At 70.4% G+C, this 21,894-nt stretch carries 22 protein-coding genes and 4 tRNA genes; 14 read left to right on the forward strand and 12 right to left on the reverse strand.

Going from position 1 to position 21,894, the window contains the following annotated elements; translation table 11 throughout:
• Position 1 precedes the first annotated feature (1 nt).
• Both DW299_RS06555 and DW299_RS06560 read left to right on the forward strand, forming a co-directional pair.
• Positions 2 to 916, forward strand: a complete 915-nt coding sequence (locus tag DW299_RS06555; RefSeq protein WP_136033049.1) for a YegS/Rv2252/BmrU family lipid kinase — start codon at positions 2 to 4, stop codon at positions 914 to 916.
• Positions 906 to 2,570 carry a GMC oxidoreductase gene (locus DW299_RS06560; RefSeq protein ID WP_136036102.1) on the forward strand — a complete coding sequence of 555 codons (1,665 nt, stop codon included), beginning with the start codon at positions 906 to 908 and terminating at the stop codon, positions 2,568 to 2,570. The genes DW299_RS06555 and DW299_RS06560 overlap by 11 nt, the downstream gene beginning before the upstream one ends.
• Here the strand turns inward: DW299_RS06560 and DW299_RS06565 are convergent, their stop codons facing one another.
• From DW299_RS06565 to DW299_RS06580, 4 genes are all read right to left on the reverse strand, one after another.
• Positions 2,571 to 4,712: a 3-hydroxyacyl-CoA dehydrogenase NAD-binding domain-containing protein gene (locus tag DW299_RS06565; RefSeq protein ID WP_136036103.1), complete on the reverse strand. Its 2,142-nt coding sequence runs from the start codon at positions 4,710 to 4,712 to the stop codon at positions 2,571 to 2,573.
• Entirely contained in the window at positions 4,709 to 5,914 is a 1,206-nt protein-coding gene (locus DW299_RS06570; protein ID WP_136036104.1) for a thiolase family protein, read from the reverse strand. Before DW299_RS06570 ends, DW299_RS06565 begins: the two co-directional genes overlap by 4 nt.
• A 75-nt stretch (positions 5,915 to 5,989) precedes the next feature.
• Positions 5,990 to 7,183: a ribonuclease D gene (locus DW299_RS06575; RefSeq protein WP_136036105.1), complete on the reverse strand. Its 1,194-nt coding sequence runs from the start codon at positions 7,181 to 7,183 to the stop codon at positions 5,990 to 5,992.
• Complete coding sequence (locus DW299_RS06580; RefSeq protein ID WP_136033060.1) at positions 7,176 to 7,757, reverse strand: DUF3000 domain-containing protein; 582 nt, start codon at positions 7,755 to 7,757, stop codon at positions 7,176 to 7,178. The genes DW299_RS06575 and DW299_RS06580 overlap by 8 nt, the downstream gene beginning before the upstream one ends.
• Positions 7,758 to 7,782: 25 nt before the next feature.
• On the opposite strand from DW299_RS06580, the gene DW299_RS06585 reads away from it, so the two are divergent.
• Positions 7,783 to 8,937 (forward strand): alpha/beta hydrolase family protein, encoded by a 1,155-nt coding sequence (locus DW299_RS06585; RefSeq protein WP_136036106.1) that lies wholly within the window; start codon positions 7,783 to 7,785, stop codon positions 8,935 to 8,937.
• Here DW299_RS06585 and DW299_RS06590 read toward each other — a convergent pair.
• Positions 8,921 to 9,352: a SufE family protein gene (locus DW299_RS06590; RefSeq protein ID WP_136036107.1), complete on the reverse strand. Its 432-nt coding sequence runs from the start codon at positions 9,350 to 9,352 to the stop codon at positions 8,921 to 8,923. The two genes, DW299_RS06585 and DW299_RS06590, sit on opposite strands and share 17 nt — an antisense overlap.
• Positions 9,353 to 9,371: 19 nt before the next feature.
• Complete coding sequence (locus DW299_RS06595) at positions 9,372 to 10,265, reverse strand: sulfurtransferase (RefSeq protein ID WP_136036108.1); 894 nt, start codon at positions 10,263 to 10,265, stop codon at positions 9,372 to 9,374.
• Positions 10,266 to 10,411: 146 nt separating this feature from the next.
• Here DW299_RS06595 and zapE point away from each other — a divergent pair, with 146 nt between their 5' ends.
• The 4 genes from zapE (at position 10,412) to DW299_RS06615 (ending at position 13,917) form a co-directional block, all read left to right on the forward strand.
• A complete protein-coding gene (zapE, locus tag DW299_RS06600) occupies positions 10,412 to 11,443 on the forward strand; it encodes a cell division protein ZapE (RefSeq protein ID WP_136036109.1) in 1,032 nt (343 codons plus the stop codon).
• 135 nt (positions 11,444 to 11,578) lie between these two features.
• The gene (locus DW299_RS06605; RefSeq protein WP_136033071.1) at positions 11,579 to 12,817 is read left to right on the forward strand and encodes an ammonium transporter; all 1,239 of its coding nucleotides are present in this window, start codon (positions 11,579 to 11,581) and stop codon (positions 12,815 to 12,817) included.
• Between the two features lie 19 nt (positions 12,818 to 12,836).
• Positions 12,837 to 13,436 carry a type II toxin-antitoxin system PemK/MazF family toxin gene (locus tag DW299_RS06610; protein WP_136033073.1) on the forward strand — a complete coding sequence of 200 codons (600 nt, stop codon included), beginning with the start codon at positions 12,837 to 12,839 and terminating at the stop codon, positions 13,434 to 13,436.
• Between the two features lie 94 nt (positions 13,437 to 13,530).
• Entirely contained in the window at positions 13,531 to 13,917 is a 387-nt protein-coding gene (locus DW299_RS06615) for an SPW repeat domain-containing protein (RefSeq protein ID WP_136033075.1), read from the forward strand.
• A 74-nt stretch (positions 13,918 to 13,991) separates the two neighbouring features.
• Here DW299_RS06615 and DW299_RS06620 read toward each other — a convergent pair whose 3' ends face one another.
• The 3 genes from DW299_RS06620 to DW299_RS06625 form a co-directional block, all read right to left on the reverse strand.
• Positions 13,992 to 14,549, reverse strand: coding sequence for a dihydrofolate reductase family protein (locus tag DW299_RS06620; protein ID WP_136036110.1), 558 nt, complete (start codon positions 14,547 to 14,549; stop codon positions 13,992 to 13,994).
• A gap of 17 nt (positions 14,550 to 14,566) precedes the next feature.
• Positions 14,567 to 14,740, reverse strand: coding sequence for a hypothetical protein (locus DW299_RS18905; RefSeq protein ID WP_168387310.1), 174 nt, complete (start codon positions 14,738 to 14,740; stop codon positions 14,567 to 14,569).
• A gap of 110 nt (positions 14,741 to 14,850) precedes the next feature.
• Positions 14,851 to 15,276, reverse strand: a complete 426-nt coding sequence (locus DW299_RS06625; RefSeq protein ID WP_136033078.1) for a GIY-YIG nuclease family protein — start codon at positions 15,274 to 15,276, stop codon at positions 14,851 to 14,853.
• A gap of 141 nt (positions 15,277 to 15,417) precedes the next feature.
• Here DW299_RS06625 and DW299_RS06630 point away from each other — a divergent pair, with 141 nt between their 5' ends.
• Together DW299_RS06630 and DW299_RS06635 are read left to right on the forward strand one after the other, a co-directional pair.
• Complete coding sequence (locus DW299_RS06630; protein ID WP_136036111.1) at positions 15,418 to 16,383, forward strand: TIGR03885 family FMN-dependent LLM class oxidoreductase; 966 nt, start codon at positions 15,418 to 15,420, stop codon at positions 16,381 to 16,383.
• A complete protein-coding gene (locus DW299_RS06635) occupies positions 16,380 to 18,044 on the forward strand; it encodes an alpha-amylase family protein (RefSeq protein WP_136036112.1) in 1,665 nt (554 codons plus the stop codon). Before DW299_RS06630 ends, DW299_RS06635 begins: the two co-directional genes overlap by 4 nt.
• A 27-nt stretch (positions 18,045 to 18,071) precedes the next feature.
• On the opposite strand, the gene DW299_RS06640 is transcribed toward DW299_RS06635, so the two are convergent.
• Positions 18,072 to 18,147: transfer RNA gene (locus DW299_RS06640), tRNA-Val, on the reverse strand.
• A gap of 151 nt (positions 18,148 to 18,298) precedes the next feature.
• Here DW299_RS06640 and DW299_RS06645 point away from each other — a divergent pair.
• From DW299_RS06645 to DW299_RS06655, 3 genes are all read left to right on the forward strand, one after another.
• Positions 18,299 to 18,371: transfer RNA gene (locus DW299_RS06645), tRNA-Gly, on the forward strand.
• A 52-nt stretch (positions 18,372 to 18,423) separates the two neighbouring features.
• Positions 18,424 to 18,494: transfer RNA gene (locus DW299_RS06650), tRNA-Cys, on the forward strand.
• 26 nt (positions 18,495 to 18,520) lie between these two features.
• A tRNA-Val gene (locus DW299_RS06655) sits at positions 18,521 to 18,595 on the forward strand.
• Between the two features lie 60 nt (positions 18,596 to 18,655).
• Here DW299_RS06655 and DW299_RS06660 read toward each other — a convergent pair.
• Positions 18,656 to 19,222, reverse strand: a complete 567-nt coding sequence (locus DW299_RS06660; protein ID WP_136036113.1) for a hypothetical protein — start codon at positions 19,220 to 19,222, stop codon at positions 18,656 to 18,658.
• A gap of 3 nt (positions 19,223 to 19,225) precedes the next feature.
• Complete coding sequence (locus tag DW299_RS06665; RefSeq protein WP_136036114.1) at positions 19,226 to 20,374, reverse strand: zinc-dependent alcohol dehydrogenase; 1,149 nt, start codon at positions 20,372 to 20,374, stop codon at positions 19,226 to 19,228.
• A gap of 180 nt (positions 20,375 to 20,554) precedes the next feature.
• On the opposite strand from DW299_RS06665, the gene DW299_RS06670 reads away from it, so the two are divergent.
• A complete protein-coding gene (locus DW299_RS06670) occupies positions 20,555 to 21,055 on the forward strand; it encodes a DUF6098 family protein (RefSeq protein ID WP_240745332.1) in 501 nt (166 codons plus the stop codon).
• A complete protein-coding gene (locus DW299_RS06675) occupies positions 21,052 to 21,804 on the forward strand; it encodes an MBL fold metallo-hydrolase (protein WP_136036115.1) in 753 nt (250 codons plus the stop codon). The genes DW299_RS06670 and DW299_RS06675 overlap by 4 nt, the downstream gene beginning before the upstream one ends.
• Positions 21,805 to 21,894: the final 90 nt, after the last annotated feature.

The raw sequence follows: 21,894 nt of genomic DNA on the forward strand, positions 1-21,894 counted from the left end.
CGTGGGCCACATCGCGGTGCTGTCGAACCCCCGCGCGGGCAAGGGGCGCGGCCGCCGTCTGACCGAGCTCGCGGTGGCACACCTTCGACAGCGCGGCGCGAGCGTCAGACTCTACGCCGGGGACTCGGCGGCGGACACGACGGCGCTGGCGTCTGAAGCCCTCGTGGGCGGGCCGGACGGGCTCGTGGTGGTCGGCGGGGACGGCACGCTGTCGGGGATCCTCGATGTCGTGTGCGCCGCCGCCGTCCCGATCACCCTGGTGCCCGCCGGGACGGGCAACGACCTCGCCCGCGCGCTCGGCCTGCCGCGACACGACGCCGCCGCAGCCGTCGAACTCGCCCTCACCGGCACGCCCCGGGCGATCGACGTGGGTGAGGTTGAGACGCGCGCGGGTCGTGCCGCCTTCCTCACGGTCGTGGCGTTGGGCTTCGACGCGAGGGTGAGCGACCGCACCAACCGTCTGCGCTGGCCCTCCGGCGCCCTCCGGTACTACCTGGCCCTGCTCATCGAGCTCGTCCGGCTGCGGCCGCTCGACTTCACCGTCACGGTCGACGACGAACGGCCGATCACCGCCCGGGGGACGCTGGTGGCCATCGGGAACACGGCCAGCTACGGCGGAGGCATGCCGGTGTGTGTCGGCGCCCTGCCCGACGACGGGCGGCTCGACGTCGTCCGCGTGGCACCGCTCGGCCGCACCCGACTCGTGCGGCTGTTCCCCCTCCTGCTGCGCGGGGCACACCTGGCCCGTCCCGAGGTGCAGCACACGGCAGCGCGCCGCGTCACGGTCGCCGCGCCCGGACTCGTGGTGTACGCCGACGGCGAGCGCCGGGGCGAGGACGTCTGCACCATCTCCGTGCGGACGGGTGCGCTGACGATGATGACCCCACCGAGCGAGGGAGACGCCCGTGTTCGATGAGGACGTCGTGGTCGTGGGGTCGGGTTTCGGCGGCTCGGTCGCGGCGCTGCGGCTGAGCGAGAAGGGCTACCGTGTCCGCGTGCTCGAGGCCGGGCGGCGCTTCGCCGACGACGACTTCGCGAAGACGAGCTGGAACGTGCGCCGGTACCTGTGGGCGCCCGCGCTCGGGTGCTTCGGCGTGCAGCGCATCCACCGCCTCCCGCACGTCATGATCCTCGCGGGAGCCGGTGTGGGCGGAGGCTCGCTCAACTACGCCAACACGCTCTACGAGCCGGGCCCCGCGTTCTTCGCCGACCCGCAGTGGGGCTCGATCCGTGACTGGCGGGCGGCGCTCGCTCCGCACTACGCAACCGCGAAGCGCATGCTCGGCGTGGTCGATGCGTATCCGCACAGCGGGCCGGTCGAACGGATCATGGCGGGCGCCGCGGACGACCTCGGCGTGGGGGAGAGCTTCCGCCGGGCACCCGTCGGGGTGTGGTTCGGCGAGCCGGGGCGCCGCGTGCCCGATCCGTACTTCGGCGGGGAGGGTCCCGACCGCACGGGGTGCACGCTCTGCGGAAACTGCATGGTGGGGTGCCGCGTCGGCGCGAAGAACACCCTGGTGAAGAACTACCTCGCGCTGGCGGAGCGACGCGGAGTCGCGATCGAGCCCCTCCGCACGGTCACCGAGGTGCGGGAGCTGGCGACGGGCGGCTTCGCGATCACGACCGTGCGCAGCGGGGCCTGGCTGCGGCGCCGAGCCCGCACCGTGACGGCGCGGGAGGTCGTGCTCGCCGCCGGCACCTGGGGCACGCAGCAGCTGCTGCACCGGATGAAGCACACCGGCGCGCTCCCTCGGATACCCGACGCCGTGGGGCGCCTGACCCGCACGAACTCCGAGGCGCTCGACGGCGCCGTGGCCGTGCGCGTTCCGGAGCAGCTTCAGCTCGCGCGGGGTGTGGCGATCACGACGTCCTTCCACGTGGACGAGCGCACCCACGTCGAGAACGTCCGCTACGGTCCGGGGTCGAACCTGATGGGAGCTCTGGCCACCGTGCTCGTGCCGGGGGAGAGGTCGCTGCCCGGACGCCTGGCAGCGCTCGTGCGGGGAATCCTCCGCGCACCGGTCACCGCGGTCCGGCTCGGGTCGCTCCGGCGGTGGAGCGAGCGCGGGATCATCGCCCTCGTCATGCAGACCGCCGACAACTCCCTCACGCTGTCGCTGCGGCGGCGGTTCGGGCGCTGGCGTCTGACCAGCGCGCAGGGGCACGGTGCGCCGAACCCGAGTCACCTGCCGGAGGCACACCGTGCGGCGCAGGCGATCGCGGCGCGGCTCGAGCAGGAGAGCGGGATCCGTGCCGAGGCGCGCGGGTCGTGGCCGGAGGTGTTCGGGATCCCGCTGACGGCGCACTTCCTCGGCGGGGCGGTCATCTCCTCGGCCCCGGAGACCGGCGTCGTGGACGAGTACCACCGCGTCTGGGGTCATCCCGGGCTGCACGTCGTGGACGGTGCTGCGGTCCCCGCGAACCCCGGTGTCAACCCGTCGCTCACCATCACCGCCCTGGCGGAACGGGCGATGTCGCACTGGCCGCGCCGCGGGGAGCCCGACGAGCGCCCTGCCCAGGACGCGACGACGGGGGCCGCGCGCTCGGCACGGCCCCCGTCGTCGGACTGATCAGCGGTTCTCGATGCCGCGGATCTGCGGCGTGTGGAACGAGCCGCCGAAGGCGCGTTCCGAAGCGCCCTCGCGGTCGAGGTAGGGCGAGGCGCCGCCGTCGATGAACGGCCAGCCTGCGCCGAGGATGAGGCACAGGTCGATGTCCTCCACCTCGGGCACGACGCCCTCGTCCAGCATCAGCTTGATCTCCGTCGCCAGGCCGTCCTGCACGCGCTGCAGGATGGTCGCCGCAGAGGCCGGACTCTTGCCGAGTGCGGGCTTGATGACCTTCTCGGCCTGCTTGCTCCAGCCGACCACCCGGCCGCCCTTGTCCTTCTCCACGACCTGGTCGAGCGCGGCGAGGGCGTGGAAGTTCTCGTTCGCGTAGAACCGGTCGGGGAAGGCGTGCACCATCGTGTCCTGCACGTGGGCGGCGACCTTCCATCCGACCAGGTCGATCAGCTGGAACGGCCCCATGGGCAGGCCGAGCGGCGCGAACGCCTTCTCCACCTCGGCGATCGGGGTGCCCTCGTAGACCGCGCGCGCAGCCTCGCCCATGACCTTGGCCAGCAGACGGTTCACCACGAAGCCGGGTGCGTCGGCGGTCAGGACCGCGTTCTTGCCCAGGTTCTTCGCGACCACGAAAGCCGTGGACAGTGCGGCCTCGGAGGTGCTCGGCGTCTTGACGATCTCGATCAGCGGCATGACGGCGACCGGGTTGAAGAAGTGGAACCCGACCAGGCGCTCCGGGTGAGCGAGCGTCGCGCCGATCTCCTCGACCGAGAGCGAGGAGGTGTTCGTGGCGAGGATGGTGTCCTCCGCCACGATCTTCTCGATCTCGCCGAAGACCTGCTGCTTGACGCCGACCTCTTCGAAGACCGCCTCGATCACGAAGTCGCAGTCGGCGTACAGGCTCTTGTCGGTCGTGCCCGTGACCAGCGCGCGCAGCTTGTTGGCGGTGTCGGCGTCGAGGCGCCCCTTGCCCTCCAGCTTCCCGATCTCGTCGTGGATGTACGCCACGCCCTTGTCGACCCGCGCCTGATCGAGGTCGGTGATGAGGACGGGGACCTGGAGCTTGCGCACGAAGAGCAGCGCGAACTGGCTCGCCATGAGTCCGGCACCGATGATGCCGACCTTGGTGACCTTCTTCGCGAGCGCCTTGTCGGGCGCGCCGACCGGGCGCTTGGCCCGCTTCTGCACGAGATCGAAGGCGTACATCGAGGCGGCGAACTGATCGCCGGTCACGAGCTCGGCCAGTGCCTCGTCCTCGCGGGCGAAGCCCTCGGCCTTGGTGCCGCTCTTGGCCTTGTCGAGCAGGTCGAGCGCCGCGTACGGCGACTTCGGCACGGTGCCGATCTTCGACTCGAGCATGCCGCGCGCCATCTTGATCGCGATCGGCCACTTGGTGAGCCGCTCGATCTTGCCCGGCTCGTTCTTGCGCTCCACCTTCTTGCCGCCGAGGACCGCGTCGGCCCAGGTCAGCGAGTTCTCGAGGTAGTTCGCGGCGGGGAAGATCGCGTCGAAGATGCCCAGGTCGAACGCCTGCTGCGGCTTCAGCATGCGGTTCTGCTTGAGCGGGTTCGAGATGACGACCTCGAGCGCGTTCTCGATGCCGATGAGGTTCGGCAGCAGGTAGGCGCCGCCCCAGCCGGGGATGATGCCGAGGAACACCTCGGGGAGCGCCACGGCAGCGGCCGAGGCGTCGACGGTGCGGTAGCTGGAGTTCAGCGCGATCTCCAGCCCTCCACCGAGCGCCAGACCGTTCACGAACGCGAACGACGGCACGCCGAGCTCACCGAGCTTGCCGAGCACCCGGTGCCCGAGCTGCGCGATGAGGCGGGCGTTGTTGCGCGAGCCGACCTTGCTGATGTCGGACAGGTCGGCGCCGGCGGCCAGGATGTATTGCTTGCCCGTGATGCCGACGGCCTGGATCTCCCCGGACGCCGCCCGTGCCTTCAGCGCGTCCAGCGTCTCGCCGAGTTCGGTGAGCGTGGCCGGCCCGAGCGTGTTCGGGCGCGTGTGGTCGCGGCCGTTGTCGAGGGTGATGAGGGCGAGGACCTTGCCGGAGGGGAGGCGGATGTCGCGCACGGGGGAGTGCGTGATCACCTCGCCCTCCGTCAGCGCCTGGATGGGCGAGAAGTCGACGTCGTCGTAGCTCACTTCTTCTTCTTTCCGTCGTAGTGCGGGTTCTCCCAGATGACCGAGCCGCCCTGACCGAGGCCGACGCACATCGCGGTCAGGCCGTAGCGGACGTCGGGACGCTCGGCGAACTGTGCGGCGAGCTGGATCATCAGTCGGACGCCGGAGGCCGCGAGGGGGTGTCCGAGCGCGATCGCCCCGCCCCACTGGTTGACGCGGGGGTCGTCGTCGGCGATGCCGAAGTGGTCGAGGAGCGAGATCACCTGGATCGCGAACGCCTCATTCAGCTCGAACAGCCCGATGTCGGAGATGTCGAGTCCGGCCTTCTTGAGCGCCTTCTCCGTGGACGGGATCGGGCCGATGCCCATGATCTCCGGCTGCACGCCCGCGAAGGCGAACGACACCATGCGCATCTTCGGCGCGAGACCGAGCTCCTTCACCGCACCCCCACCGGCGAGCAGCGACATGGTCGCGCCGTCGGTCAACGGCGAGGACGTGCCCGCCGTGACGCGTCCGTGCGGACGGAACGGCGTCTTGAGCCCGGCGAGGTCCTCCATCGTGGTCTGCGGGCGACGGCCCTCGTCCTCGGTGGCCAGACCCCACGCGCCGTCGGCGCCCTTGATCGCGACGGGAACCAGGTCGGGCTGGATCTTGCCGGCGTCGTACGCCGCCTGCACCTTGTGCTGGCTCAGCATGCCGAAGCGGTCGGAGCGCTCCTTGGTGAGGTGCGGGAACCGGTCGAAGATGCGCTCCGCCGTGACACCCATGTTGAGCGCGCCAGGGTCGACCATCTTCTCAGCGACGAAGCGCGGGTTGGGGTCGGCGTTGGAGCCGATCGGGTGGTGGCCCATGTGCTCGACGCCACCCGCGAGGGCGAGGTCGTACATGCCGACGCCGATCGACGCGCCCATCGTGGTGACGCTGGTCATCGCGCCCGCGCACATGCGCTCCACCGCGAGTCCGGGCACCGTCTGGGGGAGACCGGCCAGGATCGCGACGGACCGGCCGAGCGTGAGCCCCTGGTCACCGGTCTGGCTGGTCGCCGCGATGGCGACATCGTCGATGCGGTCGGCCGGCACGGCGGCGTTGCGCTCCATCAGCCCGATGGTCGCCTTGACGGCGAGGTCATCCGCGCGGGTGTTCCAGTACATGCCTTTTTCGCCGGCGCGCCCGAACGGGGTGCGCACGCCATCGACGAAGAAGACGTCCGAGATCTCGGCCACTCTGCCTCCAGGTTTCTTGGGGTTGACCTCAGTCTAGGAAGCCGTGAAAACCGGGAGGAATCGGTTGGATCGAACCTACGAAGCGGTCGGGGAGGTGGTGTCGGGCGCTTGCGCCGCCTCTACAAAGGCGTCCGCGATCTTCTGTGCGGTCTGTTCAATCTGCCAGGGACGCGCACCGAGCGCGGCGAGGGCGTCGCCGATCTCCGCCGCGGTGGTGCCGGGGGAGTCCCAGCACACGCGGCGCAGGTAGTCGGGCGTGAGGAGATTCTCGGTGGGCATGCCCAGCTCCTCCGCCACCGCCTCGACCGTGGGGCGTGCGGCCTTCAACCGTGCGTCCGCCTCGGGGTTCCGATCGGACCAGGCGCGCGGCGGGGGAAGGGTGTCGCTGGGGACGCGCTCGCGCGGCAGCTGCTCGGCCGCGCGACCGTCGACGATGGCCTGCCACCAGCGGTCGAGCTGGGTGCGGCTCGCGCGACCCTGGAACTCCTTGATGCCGGCCAGCGCCTGCTTCGACGCGGGGTTGGCGAGCACGGCCGCCACGAGCGAGCGGTCGGGGACGAGCCTTCCGGCGGAGATGTCCTGCTGCTGCGCGTACATCTCCCGCGCCTCCCACAGGGCGCGGGCGACGGCGAGGTTACGGGCGCCGCGCACCTGGTGCAACCCGCTGAGGCGCCGCCACGGATCTTCGCGCGGGGCCTTGGGCGTGCGCGCCAGCGTGGCCGCGAACTCCTGGGCGGCGAAGTCGGTCTTGCCCTGCTCCTCGAGCTCGGCGACCAGGGCGTCGCGCACGTCCACCAGGTGCAGCACGTCGAGCGCGGCGTACTCGAGCCAGGCGGCGGGGAGCGGACGGGTCGACCAGTCAGCCGCCGAGTGCTCCTTCTTCAGCGTGATGCCCAGTGTGTCCTCCACCACCGCCGCGAGCCCGACGCGGTCGTGACCGAGCAGCCGCGCCGCCAGCTCCGTGTCGAAGATCATGCGCGGCTCGAGGTGCAGCTCCCGCAGCGACGGCAGGTCCTGACTCGCGGCGTGCAGCACCCACTCCACATCGCCGATCGCGGTCTGCAGTGCGCCCATGTCACCGATCGCCGGAGGATCGAACAGGAAGACGCCGCTGTCGCGACGGAACACCTGCACCAGGTAGGCCCGCTGCGAGTAGCGGAAACCGGACGCCCGCTCGACGTCGACCGCCACGGGGCCGGACCCCGCCACGAGCGCCGCGCACGCCGCCAGGAACTCCTCGGTGTCGGAGATCACGGAGTATTCAGTCACGTACAGCCTTTCGCGCGCCGATCACGGCGATGCCCTCGGAGCCCGGCGGAAGTCCCGCCAGCATGCCGACCAGCTCGGCCCACGCTTCGACGTGCGGTCGGAAGGGGCCATCCGGTGTCCAGGACGCCCGCAATTCTATCTGTGCCCCGTCACCCTCGTCGGCCAGGCCGCCGAAACCCTTGGACAGCGTCTTGGTCGAGGTGCCCGACGGCGCGCGATAGACCGCGCCGCGCGAGTCGAGCGCGTCCACCAGCCACGACCACGTCACGTCGGCCAGCAGCGGGTCGGTGCCGATCTCCGTCTCCAGCGGCGCCTGCGCGAAGATCACGATGCGCCAGGCGCCGCCCCAGGCATCCGGCTCGTCGGGATCGTGGAGCAGGATGAACCGGCCGGTGCCGTACACGGAGTCGCCGTCCTCGCCGGGCCGCACATCGGCGGAGAGCGCGATCGCGAACGGGGCGAGGCCCTGCGGCGTCGGGATCTCGCGCACCGTGATGTCATCGCGGAACGCGGTCTCACGCAGTTCGGCGACGGCGCTGTCGAAGGGCGTCCCGGCCTCGGGATGTGCGGTCACGGCAACAGGCTAGAGTCGGAAGGCGATGAAGAGTCTCAGGCACGCCGCCCAGTTCATTGTCCCCGCGCTCCTCGCGCTGGGAGCCGCCGCCGGATTCCTGGTGCTCGCCGTCGCGCGACGCGTGGTCACCCCGATGCGCAAGGTGCCAGACACGGAGATCCTCGCGATCGACACCGGTGCGCAGACCATCGAGCTCGGTCGCACTCTCGACACCGAGCTGCCCGGGCGCTACGGGCTCTTCACCACCGGGACCTACGGCTACGTGAAGCTGGGGGCCGTGCTGAGCGCGGACAGCACGACGGTGCGTCGCAAGCTGCTCACCAAAATCGAGCCGGGCGCCAGCGTCGACCGCGGCGCCTCCTTCAGCGGTTCCTACTACACCTCTCCCAGCGAGCTGCACCTGCGGTGGGAGAACGTGCTGATCGGCTCGCCCGCCGGGCCGTGCCCCGCCTGGTTCTTCCCGGCGTCGTCGTCCACCTGGGTGACCCAGGTGCACGGCCGCGGCACGACCAGGTCGGAGTGCCTCCGCGCGGTGCCCGTGCTGCACGCCGCCGGGCTGCCGAACCTCGTGGTGTCGTACCGCAACGACGGCGAGGCACCGCGCACGCGGGCCGGCGCCTACGCCCTCGGGGCGTCCGAGTGGCGCGACGTCGACGCCGCCATCGCCTACGCGCTGCGCCACGGCGCCGAGCATGTCGTGCTGATGGGCTGGTCCATGGGCGGCGCGGTGTCGCTGCAGGCCTCCGTGAGCTCGGGCAACCGGCACCGGATCGCCGGTGTCATCCTCGAGTCCCCGGTGGTCGACTGGCGCACGGTGCTGCGCTTCCAGGCGAAGCTCAACCGCGTCCGGCCCCCGCTGCCCGACCTGGCGATGAGCGCCCTGCAACTGCCGCTCACGGCGCGGTTGAGCGGCGCCGACGAGCCGATCCTGTTCGACCGGCTCGACATGGTCGCGCGCGCCGACGAGCTCGCCGCACCGATCCTGATCCTGCACAGCGACGACGACGGCTTCGTGCCCGTCGACGCGTCACGGGCGTTGCAGGAGGCGCGACCCGATCTGGTCACCATGCCGCGGTTCACCGTCGCCCGCCACACGAAGCTGTGGAACTACGATGAGCGGGGCTGGAGCACCGCGATCACGACGTGGCTGGCGGACCAGGGTCTCAGCGCTTCTGCCTGACCTGGTTCTTGGCGCGCATGAGCATTCCCGTCATCCCGCCGATGCGCAGCGGAGACACGGCCTTGGTGAGCCCGATCGACTGGGGGTAGTCCTCCGGGATCGCCAGGACCTGGTCGGAGGTGAGGCCCGTGATGCCCTGCACGAGGATGCTCGCGAAGCCGCGCGTGGTCGGCGCCTCCTCCGGTGCGGTCGCGTGCATCGTCACGATGTCGTCGTTCACCTCGACGTAGATGTACACGGGCGACTGGCACTCGGCGACGCGCTCGCACATCTCGGGGTGGTTCGCGACCTCCTCCGAGACGGGAGGCAGCTCGTCGGCGAACTCGAGGAGGAGCAGGAGACGGTCGGCCTCGGGAGTCTCCAGGAACCCGTCGCGGATCTCGGCGAGGGTGTCGGGCAGGTCGGTGGCGCTCATCCCCGCCATTGTCCCACGGTCAGACCGTGCCGGGCTCGGCTCCGGTGACGATCGGAACGCGCACCGCGCTGCCCCACTCGGTCCAGGAACCGTCGTAGTTGCGCACGTTCTCGAAGCCGAGGAGGTGCTTCAGCACGAACCAGGTGTGGCTCGACCGCTCGCCGATCCGGCAGTAGGCCACCACGTCGTCGCCGTCCTTCAGCCCGGCGCCGTCGCGGTAGATCGCCTCGAGCTCGGCGCGGCTCTTGAAGCCGCCGTCCTCCGCGACCGCCTTGGCCCACGGCACGCTCTGCGCGGTCGGGATGTGACCGGCGCGCAGCGTGCCCTCCTCCGGGTAGGCCGGGGCGGTGGTCCGCTCGCCGCTGTACTCCTCGGGGGAGCGGACGTCGATGAGCGGGTTGCCGAGGTGGGCGAGAACGTCCTCCTTGTAGGCGCGGATCACGGAGTCGTCGCGCTCCACCACCGGGTACTCGGAGGTCGGGCGCTCGGTGACCTCGCGGGTCAGCTCGCGACCCTCCGCGATCCAGCGGTCACGGCCTCCGTCGAGCAGTCGCACGTCCTCGTGCCCGAAGAGCGAGAACACCCACAGCGCGTACGCCGCCCACCAGTTGTTCTTGTCGCCGTAGATCACGACCGTGTCGTCGCGGGCGATGCCCTTGCGGCTCAGCAGCGCCGCGAAGCCCTCGCCGTCGACGTAGTCCCTGACCACGGGGTCGTTCAGCTCCGTGTGCCAGTCGACCTTCACGGCACCGGGGATGTGGCCGGTCTCGTAGAGCAGCACATCCTCGTCCGACTCCACCACGACGAGCCCGGGAGTGCCGAGCCGCTCTGCCAGCCACTGCGTCGTCACGAGCCGTCCGGGCTCGGCATACTCGGCGAACTTGGAGGAGGAGGAGTCGAACTCGATGGCCATGGGGTCTCCGTAGCGGGTGAGCGGGCGAGCGGTCGGGTAAGACGGCGTAGTGTTGATCCGTCTCTTTCGACGATAGATGCTCCCCGTGCCCCCGGCACCGGATCCGTAAGACTTCGACACAGGCCGCCGCCTGATTCAGGACCGTGATGACCGACCCGACCACCCGCACCGGCACCGTGCACCTCACCGACCGCACGCCCACCGTCACCGGGCCCGAGATGCTCGCGAGCCTGGTGCCGCCGCCCCAGTTCGACGAGGCCACGTTCGACAGCTACCGCGCCGACCCCGCGTATCCCTCGCAGGAGGAGGCGAAGCAGACGCTGCTGCGCTTCTCGGGCCGCGGCGCCCCGGTCAAGCGCGGGGGACTGTTCAGCAGGGCGAAGAAGGAGCCGGAGCTCAAGCCGGGCGTCTACCTCGACGGTGGCTTCGGTGTCGGCAAGACGCACCTGCTCGCGTCGATCTACCACGCGATGCCCGCCCGCCGGAAGTACTTCGGGTCGTTCATCGAGTACACGGCGCTCGTCGGGGCCCTCGGCTACAAGAACACGGTCGACCTGCTCAAGGGCGCCGATCTGCTGTGCATCGACGAGTTCGAGCTCGACGACCCGGGCGACACCATGGTCATGACGCGGCTGCTGGGCGAGCTGGTGCCCACCGGGACCAAGCTCGCCGCGACGTCGAACACGCCGCCGAACGCGCTGGGCGAGGGGCGCTTCGCCGCGCAGGACTTCCTGCGCGAGATCCACGCGATGTCCGACAGCTTCCAGACGCTGCGCATCGACGGCGTGGACTTCCGTCAGCGGGCGATCGACGGCCACGCGGTCGTCCGGGATGATGCGGCCTACGCGGCAGCGATCGACGGGGCCGTGGGGCCCGCGTCCGACGACGCGTTCGACGACCTGATCCGGCACCTCGCTCAGGTGCACCCCTCGCGGTACATCCGCCTCATCGACGGCCTCGCGCTGGTGGGCCTCCGCGGCGTGCGCCAGCTGACCGATCAGTCCGAGGCGCTGCGCTTCGTGGCGTTCGTCGACCGGGTGTACGACGCGCAGCTCCCCATCGTCGCGACCGGCCTGGGTCTGGACGCGGTGTTCTCCGACGAGATGCTGGCCGGCGGATATCGCAAGAAGTACCTGCGCGCCATCTCCCGCCTCAACGCCCTCACGCATTCTGCGTAAGCCCGAAGGGCGGCGTAACGCGATGTTCACACCGGAGCGCACGCTGTAACAGCGGGGAAACAAACCTCACGCATGGGCGAAACCGTGCGTGGTCACACTGAAGCTCTCAATTACTTCGGATGTGAGGTTTTCCTTATGGATGCTCCCGGCAACATCTCGTGGGCGATCACCGCGACGGCGCTCGTTCTGCTCATGACGCCCGGCGTCGCCTTCTTCTACGGCGGTCTCGTCAAGGCGAAGAGCGTCGTCAGCATGATGATGATGAGCTTCGGCTCCATCGGACTCGTCGCCGTGCTGTGGATTCTCTTCGGCTTCTCCATGAGCGCCGTCGACAGCCCGACCGCGTTCGCGGGCAACCCGTTCGCCGACTTCGGCCTGTCCAACCTGGCATCGGGCGAGGGATCGAACGTCGCGCTCCTGGGCGTCGCCTACGGTGCCACGTTCGCGATCATCACGGTCGCCCTGATCTCCGGCGCCATCGCCGACCGCGCCAAGTTCGGCAGCTGGCTGATCTTCGCGGGCGTGTTCGCCACGGTCGGCTACTTCCCGGTGGCGGCCTGGGTCTGGGGTGGCGGTTGGATCATGAACCTCGGCACGACGCTGTTCGGGGAGGACAGCGGCATCGGCGTCATCGACTACGCCGGTGGGACCGCGGTGCACATCAACGCGGGTGCGGCTGCTCTCGCCCTGGCGCTCGTGCTCGGCAAGCGCATCGGCTTCCAGAAGGGCATCCTCAAGCCGCACAACGTGCCGCTGACGCTGCTGGGCGCCGCGCTGCTGTGGTTCGGCTGGTTCGGCTTCAACGCCGGTGCCGAGTGGCTCGCGGAGGACATGGGCGGCGTCGGGCTCATCGGCCTGAACACGCTCGGTGCGACCGCGGCGGCGATCCTCGGCTGGATCCTGATCGAGCGCATCAAGGACGGCAAGGCGACCTCGGTCGGCGCCGCCTCGGGTGCCGTGGCCGGTCTGGTCGCGATCACCCCGGCCTGCGCCAACCTCACGCCCGGCTGGTCGCTGCTGCTGGGCGCGGTCGCCGGTGTGGTGTGCGCCCTGGCCGTCGAGCTGAAGTTCCGCCTGGGCTTCGACGACTCGCTCGACGTCGTGGGCATCCACCTCGTCGGCGGCCTCATCGGCACCGTGTACCTCGGCTTCTTCGCCACCGGCACCGGCCTGTTCGTGGGCGGCGACGCCCGTCAGCTCGCGGTCCAGGTGATCGCCGCGCTCGGCGTGCTGATCTACTCCTTCGTGGTGGCCTTCGTGATCGGCTTCGCGATCCAGAAGACGATCGGCTTCCGTATCACGAGCGAGGACGAGATCGCCGGCGTCGACCAGGTCGTCCACGGCGAGGAGGGCTACGCGCTCGCGGACGCGTGATCGCGGTTAGGGTGACCGTGTGGGCAAGACCAACGGCATCCTGACGACACTCGCGGAGATACTGCTCAAGGCGGTGAACTCCGGTCGGGCGTCTCGGACCACCTCCGGTCCGAGGCGCCCGACCGCGCGTCTGCGCACACCTGAGGAGCAGGCCGCCCGCCACGGCTCACCGCGACAGGCGGACACGCTCGATGCCGGGCGGACCGCCGGGACCGAGACGATCAGGATCGACCCCGCGCGGATCCGCGCGCTCCGCGTCGCCTACGCCCCGGCACGGGACGGGGCCCCCGACGCCGGCGAGGTCGTGTGGACGTGGGTGCCGTACGAGGAGGGGGACGGGCGGGGGAAGGACCGGCCGGTGCTTGTGATCGGGCGGCAGTCCGACGACCGTGTGTACGCCGTGCGGATGACCAGCCGTCCGCATGACGGCGACCGCGACTACCTCTCGATCGGCTCCGGCGCCTGGGACGCCCAGGGTCGCGAGTCGTGGGTCGACATCGAACAGTTGTACAGCGTGCACGAGCGCGGGTTGCGGAGGGAGGCGGCTGCGCTCGACCGCCAGCGCTACGCCAGGGTCGCCTCGGCCCTGGCCGCCCGCTACGGGTGGGCGCGGGCCTGACGCGCGCGCACCGATCCGCGACATCCAATCCGATCGGGCGATGGCTGCGAACCCTTGGTGAGTCGCGCACAGCGGCGCCACACAAGGAGGAATCATGCGTTTCATCCCCACCAAGGTCCACGGAATCCTCGACTACGTCGTCGGGATCGCCCTGATCGCCGCGCCGTGGCTGTTCGGCTTCGCGAGTGTCGGCGGTGCCGCCGTCGTCATCCCGATCGTCCTCGGCGTCGGGCTCATCGTCTACAGTCTGTTCACGAAGTACGAATGGGGTCCGTTCGGGCTCATCCCGATGCCCGTGCACCTGGTGTTCGACATCGTCGCGAGCCTGTTCCTGGCGCTCTCGCCGTGGCTGTTCGGGTTCGCCGACCAGCCCCTGAACGTCTGGCTTCCGCACGTGGTCGTGGGCGCGGCCGTGATCGTGGTCGTGCTGTTCTCGCAGCCGCAGCCGCAGACCACCCGGGGGCGCGCGGCGACCGCGTGACATCCCCGCGGAACGGCGGCGGGTGGTCAGCCAGACAGCGGCCGCCCGCCGTCTCCGTGCGCGCGGGACGCCGGTCAGCTCGCAGGCCGGTACCGGGTGACGACGGCGCCCGAGCGCAGCTCCCGGCGCTCCACGAGCTCGAGGCGCAGCTGCCCCGTGAGCCCGCCGAGCAGCGGAGGCCCGTGTCCGGCGACGACCGGGTGCACCAGGAACTCGTACTCGTCGATGAGGCCGTGCTGGGCGAGGGCGACGGGAAGGGTCACGCCGCCCACCGACAGCCGTGCGTGCTCGGTCTTGAGCCGTGCGACCTGCTGGACGAGGTCGCCGCGGAGCAGTTCGGCGTTCCAGTCGACCGCGTCGAGGCCGCTCGAGACCACGTACTTGCGGGCGCGGTCGATGGCCGTGGCGAACGGCACCTCCCACGGGCGCATCCACTCCGGCCACGTGCCGGAGGCGGGGCGGCGCCACGCGGACTCCATGAGCTCGTACGTCACCCGGCCGAACAGCATGGCGTCGGCCTCACGCACCTGCGCGGTCCAGTAGCGCATCGACTCCTCGTCGGGCGGCAGCCCGGCCTCGTGGTGGCACGAGCCGTCGAGCGTCACGTTGATCGAGTAGCGCAGCGTCCCCATGGCTCCTCCGTCCGCGGTCAGGCGTCTTCGTCGTCGTCCGCGGCGTGCTCGGCGACCTGCTCGGTGTCGACCTGCGCGGGCGGCAGATCCTGCAGGAACTCCCGGTCGGTGTTCGGGTCGCCGCTGCCGTCGCCCGCGAGGGGGTCCTGAGCGCTCAGGTCGTCGGCGGGGGTGTTCTCTCGTCCGGTCATGTCGGCTCCTCTCGTGCACGGGTCGCCGGTCGCGCCCCGTTCTGGCATGCTCTCGCGATCGCCACCCGGCGACCAGGCCCTGGTGCGGGAGCCGAGGCGGTGGTACGGGATCAGGCGCGGAGTGCCGTGCTCAGCCAGCGTGCGTAGAGCAGCCACGGCTCGCCCGCGTCGCGCAGCCCGGCGATGTGTGCGCGCACGCGAGGGGTGAGCGTGAACCACTCTCCGCCCTCGCGTTCCGCGGCGAACTCGCGGTGGCGCTGCTGCTCGAGGGCACGCCCGCCCTGCTCGAAGGCCAGCAGCTCGTGGTGCCGGATGCTCGCCAGGCGCTGCCGTGGCCGGCGGCTGGTGCCGATCTTGACCCGCTCGTCGAAGCGGAGGTAGTAGACGACGTCGATGCGGGGGAACGGGAGGTCGGGGTCAGGCGCATCACCGTAGCGCCATCCGCAGGCCGCGCAATGCAGGGCCCCGTCGATGCGGACTCCCGTGGGGTGACCGCAGAGGCCGCACGGGGAGGGGAGGGGACCGGGGGTGGGCACAGCGGCATCCTACGGAGGGTGGCCGACACGCGGTCCACGGTCGCCCTCGCGCGCACCGACCGAGAACGAACGCTCCTGCCATCACCGAGCGTTCATGTCAAGCACGGCGCCCGGCGCGGCCGGAGTTGCCACACTCGCGATATGGCCTTCATCGGATTCCACGCGTCACACGAGCAGATCCCCCCGAGCGCGCTTCTCGACGCCGTCGTCGCCGCGGAAGCCGCAGGGTTCGACGGCGCGATGTGCTCCGACCATCTCGCGCCGTGGCTGCCGGAGCAGGGCGAGTCGGGATTCGCGCTGAGCTGGATCGCGGCGGCGCTGGCACGCACGAGCTTCTCGATCGGGATGGTGAACGCGCCGGGACAGCGGTACCACCCGGTGGTGATGGCGCAGGCGTTCGCGACGCTGGAGGAGATGTTCCCCTGGCGGTTCTGGGCGGCGCTGGGCAGCGGGGAGGCGATGAACGAGCACGTCACGGGCGACCCGTGGCCGAGCAAGGAGGTCCGCAACCGGCGGCTGCGGGAGAGCGTCGACGTGATCCGCCGGCTGCTGGACGGCGAGGAGGTCACGCACGACGGGCTCGTGCGCGTGCATCGGGCGCGGGTGTGGAGCCGTCCCACGCAGCCGCCGCCCCTGCTCGCAACCGCGGTGAGCGCGGAGACGGCGCGGTGGGCGGCATCGTGGGCTCAGGGCCTGGCGACCGTGGCGCAGGAGCCCGCGGCGCTCGCCCGCGTGGTGGACGCGTACCGGTCGGCGGGCGGAGAGGGGCCGTGCGTCCTGCAGGTGCACGTCAGCTGGGCCGATACCGACGCCGAGGCGCTCGACCTCGCCCGCGCGCAGTGGCGACAGGGCGTGCTGACGCCGCCGCTCGCGTGGAACATCGAGCAGCCGGAGGACTTCGACGCCGCGGTGGGCGCGGTCGACGAGAAGGCGCTGCGGTCGGCGGTGCTGGTCGAGGACGATCCCGTGGCGCTCGCGGAGCGGGTCGCCGCACTCGCCGGGATCGGCTTCGACCGCGTGTACCTCCACCACGTCGGACAGGAGCAGTCCGGCTTTCTGGCCGCCGCGGCCGATGTGGTGCTGCCCCGGATGAAGGAGCTGCTGTGAAGATCACCGACACGAGCGACCTCTGGTGGAAGACCGCCGTCGTCTACTGCCTCGACGTGGAGACGTTCCTGGACACGAGCGGCGACGGGGTGGGCGACCTCCGGGGCCTCGCGCAGCGCATCGACTACCTCGCGCAGTTGGGGGTGACGTGCCTGTGGCTCATGCCGTTCTATCCCACCCCCGACCGCGATGACGGCTACGACGTGAGCGACTTCTACGGCGTCGATCCGCGCCTGGGCACCCACGGCGACCTCGTGGAGGTGATCCGCACGGCGCGCGACCGCGGCATGCGCGTGATCGTCGACCTGGTCATCAACCACACCTCCGATCGGCATCCGTGGTTTCGCGCCGCGATCCGCAGTGTGGACTCGCCGTACCGCGACTACTACGTGTGGCGAGACGACGCACCGCCGAAGGGCCAGAAGAACGCGGTGTTCCCCGGACAGGCCGACGGGATCTGGACGAAGGACGAGAAGTCGGGGCAGTGGTACCAGCACAGCTTCTACGAGCATCAGCCGGATCTGAACGTGGCCAATCCCCGCGTGCGCGACGAGATCGCGAAGGTGATCGGCTTCTGGTTGCAGCTCGGCATCTCCGGGTTCCGGGTCGACGCGGTGCCCTTCTTCCTGGAGATCCCGGCCGGAGCCGACATCCCCGACCCGCACGAACTCCTGCGCGATATGCGCCGCTTCCTCCAGCGACGCTCGAGCGAGGCGATCCTGCTCGGCGAGGTGAACCTGCCGTATGACCAGCAGGTCGAGTACTTCGGCGGCACGGACGGCGACGAACTCACGATGCAGTTCGACTTCGTGGCGATGCAGGCGCTGTACCTGTCGTTGGCGCGGCGCGATCCGGCGCCGCTCATCGAGGCGCTCTCCTCGCGGCCGGCGTTGGGTCCCGAGGTGCAGTGGGCGAACTTCCTGCGCAACCACGACGAGCTCACGCTCGACAAGCTGAGCGACGCCGAGCGCCAGGAGGTGTTCGAGGCGTTCGCCCCGGACGAGCGGCAGCGGGTGTTCGGGCGTGGCATCACCCGCCGTCTGCCCCCGATGCTCGAGGGCGATCCCCGCCGGATCCGCATGGCGTACAGCCTGCTGTTCACCCTCCCCGGGACCCCCGTGCTGTTCTACGGGGAGGAGATCGGGATGGGGGAGAACATCGACATCGCCGGGCGGGAGTCCGTGCGCACCCCCATGCAGTGGTCGGCGGACCGGAACGGCGGGTTCTCGGACGCCGCCCCGTCCCGACTGGTGTCGAAGCCACCCGCAGACGGCTACGCGCCCGAGCACGTGAACGTCGCCGCGCAGCTGGAGGACCGCGGGTCGCTGCTGCACTTCCTCCGCGAGCTCACGTCGCGGTACCGGGTGTCACCGGAGCTGGGCTGGGGCGAGTTCGCGGTGGTCGAGCAGACGGTGGACGCGCTCCTCGTGCACTCGCTGCGGGCCGCCCTCGGCCGGATGATCGCGGTGCACAACTTCGCCGAGCGTCCAGCCACGACGCGGTTCCGCCTCGCGGATGAACCCGCGGGGACGGCGCTGGTCGACCTGTTGGAGGCGCAGCGCATCACGCTCGACGACGATGGAGCCGTGGAGCTCGAGGTGCCGGCTTACGGCTACCGCTGGCTGCGCGTATCGCGACCGGGAGACGGACGAATCCTCTGAGGGGCAGTGAGCCTGCGAAGGAGAATGTGGTGGGCGATACCGGACTCGAACCGATGACCTCTTCCGTGTGAAGGAAGCGCGCTACCAACTGCGCCAATCGCCCATACCCGCGGGGTACGTCAACCGATACTACCGGACGCTCGGAGCCTCCGATGACCACTCCGCGAGACACGCGCGAGATTCGGTCCGGGTTTGGCAGGCGGGGATTCATCGGCTAATGTTTCATGAGTGCCCGGGACAACCGGGAACGAAATGCGGATGTAGCGCAGTTGGTAGCGCACAACCTTGCCAAGGTTGGGGTCGCGAGTTCGAGTCTCGTCATCCGCTCGAGTGCAGTAGGTCTTTTCGAAGATCGGCAGCACGTGGGGTCAATCCACACGGTGGCGTGGCCGAGCGGCTAGGCACCGGCCTGCAAAGCCGTTTACACGGGTTCGAATCCCGTCGCCACCTCACCTGAAACTGAATAGCCCCAACGGGCGCGATTGGCGCAGCGGTAGCGCGCTTCCCTGACACGGAAGAGGTCACTGGTTCGATCCCAGTATCGCGCACCACCAAAAACCCCCGGAATCCCGGGGGTTTTTCGCGTTTCAGGGAAGCGCTCGACCGTCTGGTCAACCGCGGCGGAACACCGTGCGTACGAGGGAGACCGTCATCACGACGGCGACGACCCAGGGCCCTGCCACGATGATCGGGTCGAGCCAGGTGTGCCGGACGTCGACCCGTCCCCGCCCGAACCGCGAGGTGAGCGGACGGTGCCGCGGCTCCGCGAGGATCCCGGTCTGCGTGATCGGGTTGTCGGGCCGCGGCGTTGCCAGGGATCGCACGTGCGCCCCGACGGCCTCGATGCGGTCGCCGATCACGAGCAGCAGCCAGCGCGTGTTCTTCGTCTCGCTGAAGTGGTCGTAGGCGAAGCGACGCACACTTCCGGAGATGCCGTGCAGCGGTTGCGCCGTACCGAACACCGGAGGCACCATCGCGTGCTCGATGGAGTGTTCCCGTCCCTCCCTGCCGGGCTGCGGATCCGGGCGCGTCCAGTGCGCACCCGTGTCGCCGTAGTCCTCGAGCTGCTGCCACGTGCGGCGGTGCTCGGGGGGAAGGTCGGTGCCCCAGCCCGGGATGCGGTCGCGGAGCTCGTCCGCTGTCGGTGCCAGCGTCGGCTTGTGCGCTTCGTACGGCATGGCTCAGTCCTCTCCGATCGTGATGACGGGTTTGATGCAGTCGTCCAGCTTGCTGGAGAACACGTGGTAGGCCTCGGCGATGTGCTCGAGCGGGAAGCGGTGCGTCAGGAGCTCGCTCGGCCGCACGTGGCCCGCCTGGATGTGCTCGAGCAACCGCGGCCACTGCCGCAGGACGGGTGCCTGGTTGCCGCGGATCGTGAGGCCCTTGTTCATCGCGTCGCCGAGGCGCACGGCGGATACCAGTGGGCCGTACGCGCCGATCATCGATACGGTCCCGCCTTTGCGCACGGAGTCGATCGCCCAGTTCACGGCCACGGGGGACCCGCCCTGCAGCTTGAGCTTGGCCGCCGTCACGTGCTGGAGGAGGTTGCCGTCGGCCTCCGCGCCCACGGCGTCGATCGCCACGTCGGCGCCCAGGTATCCGGTCGCCTTCTTCATGGCGAGCACGGGGTCGCCGACCTCGCCGATGTGCATCGTCTCGGCGAACGCGAAGTCCCTGGCCTTGTCGAGCCGGTAATCCAGGTGGTCGAGGACGATCACCCGGCCTGCGCCGAGGAACCAGGCCGAGCGGGCGGCGGCCAGACCCACGGGTCCGGCACCGAAGACCGCGACGGTGTCGCCCTCCGCGATGTCGCCGAGCTGCGCGCCGAAGTACCCGGTGGAGAACGCGTCGGTGAGCAGTAGCGCATCCTCCGACGAGAGCCAGTCCGGCACGACGGAGGGTCCCACGTCGGCGAAGGGCACGCGCACGAACTCCGCCTGCCCGCCGTCGTAGCCGCCCGTCGTGTGGGAGTAGCCGTAGATGCCTCCTACGGCCGTGGCATTGGGGTTCACGTTGTGGCAGTTCGAGAAGAGGCCGCGGGTGCAGAAGTAGCAGGAGCCGCACGCGATGTTGAACGGCACCATCACCCGGTCTCCGACCGAGAGGCTCTGCACTGAGGATCCGACCTCGTGTACGACGCCCACGATCTCGTGGCCGAACGTGTGCCCGATCCGGGTGTCCGGCATCATGCCGTGGTACAGGTGCAGATCCGACCCGCAGATCGCGGCGTGCGTCACCCGAACGATCGCGTCGTTGGGGTGCTCGATCCGCGGTTCCGGTTTCTCAGCGACCTGGACCTTGTACGGTCCGCGGTACGTCATGGCGCGCATTGTTCTCTCCTCAGCAGTGCTCGGTGCGGTGGCCCGAAGGTAAGACCGCCGGGTGCGCAACGAGAGCCCGTTGACGGCGAGAGCCAGCCGGAGTAGCTTCACGCGCCCGGGCACGGCAGCCCTTCTCCGAGTGTTGTCAATCCCCGTGCTCCGCCGGCGCCTCCTCCGTACCGTCGGGCCATGTCCGAAACGACGTCGGCGCAGACGTGCACTCCCGCGATCTCGGCCGAGCGTGACCCCGCCACCGGCCTTCGCCGCATCACCCGTCTCGCCCAACTCGCCGCGGTGGTGCGCGCCTACCGCGGCCTGCACGTACGGTACTCCGACGGGCCGGAGGACGACCGGCGCCGTTCCAGCCTCGACTCGGAGAGCGGACTGGAGCTCCCGGGCCTGTCCGTGAACCCCCTCGACGCGGAGCGCTGGTGGACCAGGCCGCTGGAGGACTGGCTTGCGCGGCAGCTGTGCCAGTATCAGCACCTCGCGGAGAAGGACCCGACACGCATCGCCTGGATCCTGCGCGGGGAGATCTGCGGGCGCGGTCCGGATTGCGAACCGCTGCTGCGCGACGTCGAGCCGATCGCGGTCCTTGACGCGTCCGTGCTGGTCGAGGCGCGGGATCGGTACGAGCGGAACTTCGACGCGGGGCGCGGCCCCGCGGACGACGCGGGCGGCGATTCATGAGCGAGCGGAGCGGCTGGTCAGAGGTCGCGCCCGGGTTCTTCCGCCTATCCGTGGCCGACGTGAACTGCTATCTGATGCAGTCCGCCGACGGCATCACGCTCTTCGATGCCGGGTTGCCGCGCACCGGGAAGGTGCTGTCGGAACTGCTCGGGCATCTCGGGGCCCGGCGGAGCGACATCGACGCGGTCGTGCTCACCCACGGCCACTTCGACCACGTCGGCACGGCTCGGGCCCTGCAGGGCGACGGCGTGACGGTGGTGGTGCACCCGGGCGACGCGGCACTCGCCCGGCACCCGTACCGCTATCGGCCCGCGACACCACGTCTCCTCTACGTGCTCGGGCACCCCCGGGGCATCCCCGTGATCACTCGCATGGCGGCCGCCGGCGCGCTGACCGTGCGCGGCGTCGACGCGCAGCCGCGGGTGACGCATGGGCACCCTGTCGACGTGCCCGGTGCTCCGGTCGCGCTGTGGACGCCGGGGCACACCGACGGGCACTGCGCCTACCTGTTCGAGTCGCAGGGCGTGCTGATCGCCGGCGACGCCCTGGTGACCCTCGATCCCTACACGGGGGAGGAGGGCCCGCAGATCGTCGCGAACGCGGCCACCGCCGATCCTGAGGCAGCCATCGACTCCCTCGAGACGCTGGCGGCGACCGGAGCCAGGGTGGTGCTGACCGGCCACGGAGCGCCGGTGCTCGACGGAGTCGGATCCGCGGCGGCTGCGGCTCGTCGCCGCGGGCCACACTGACCGCCGGCCTCGACCTCGCAGGCCCGCCGGAGGTCGGCGCCCTCCCCGCAGCCGTGCGGGGGTGAACGCGGTGGGCGGCTACCGGCTCGC

This window comes from Microbacterium sp. K35 (assembly GCF_004794375.1).
Lineage (GTDB): Bacteria > Actinomycetota > Actinomycetes > Actinomycetales > Microbacteriaceae > Microbacterium > Microbacterium sufflavum.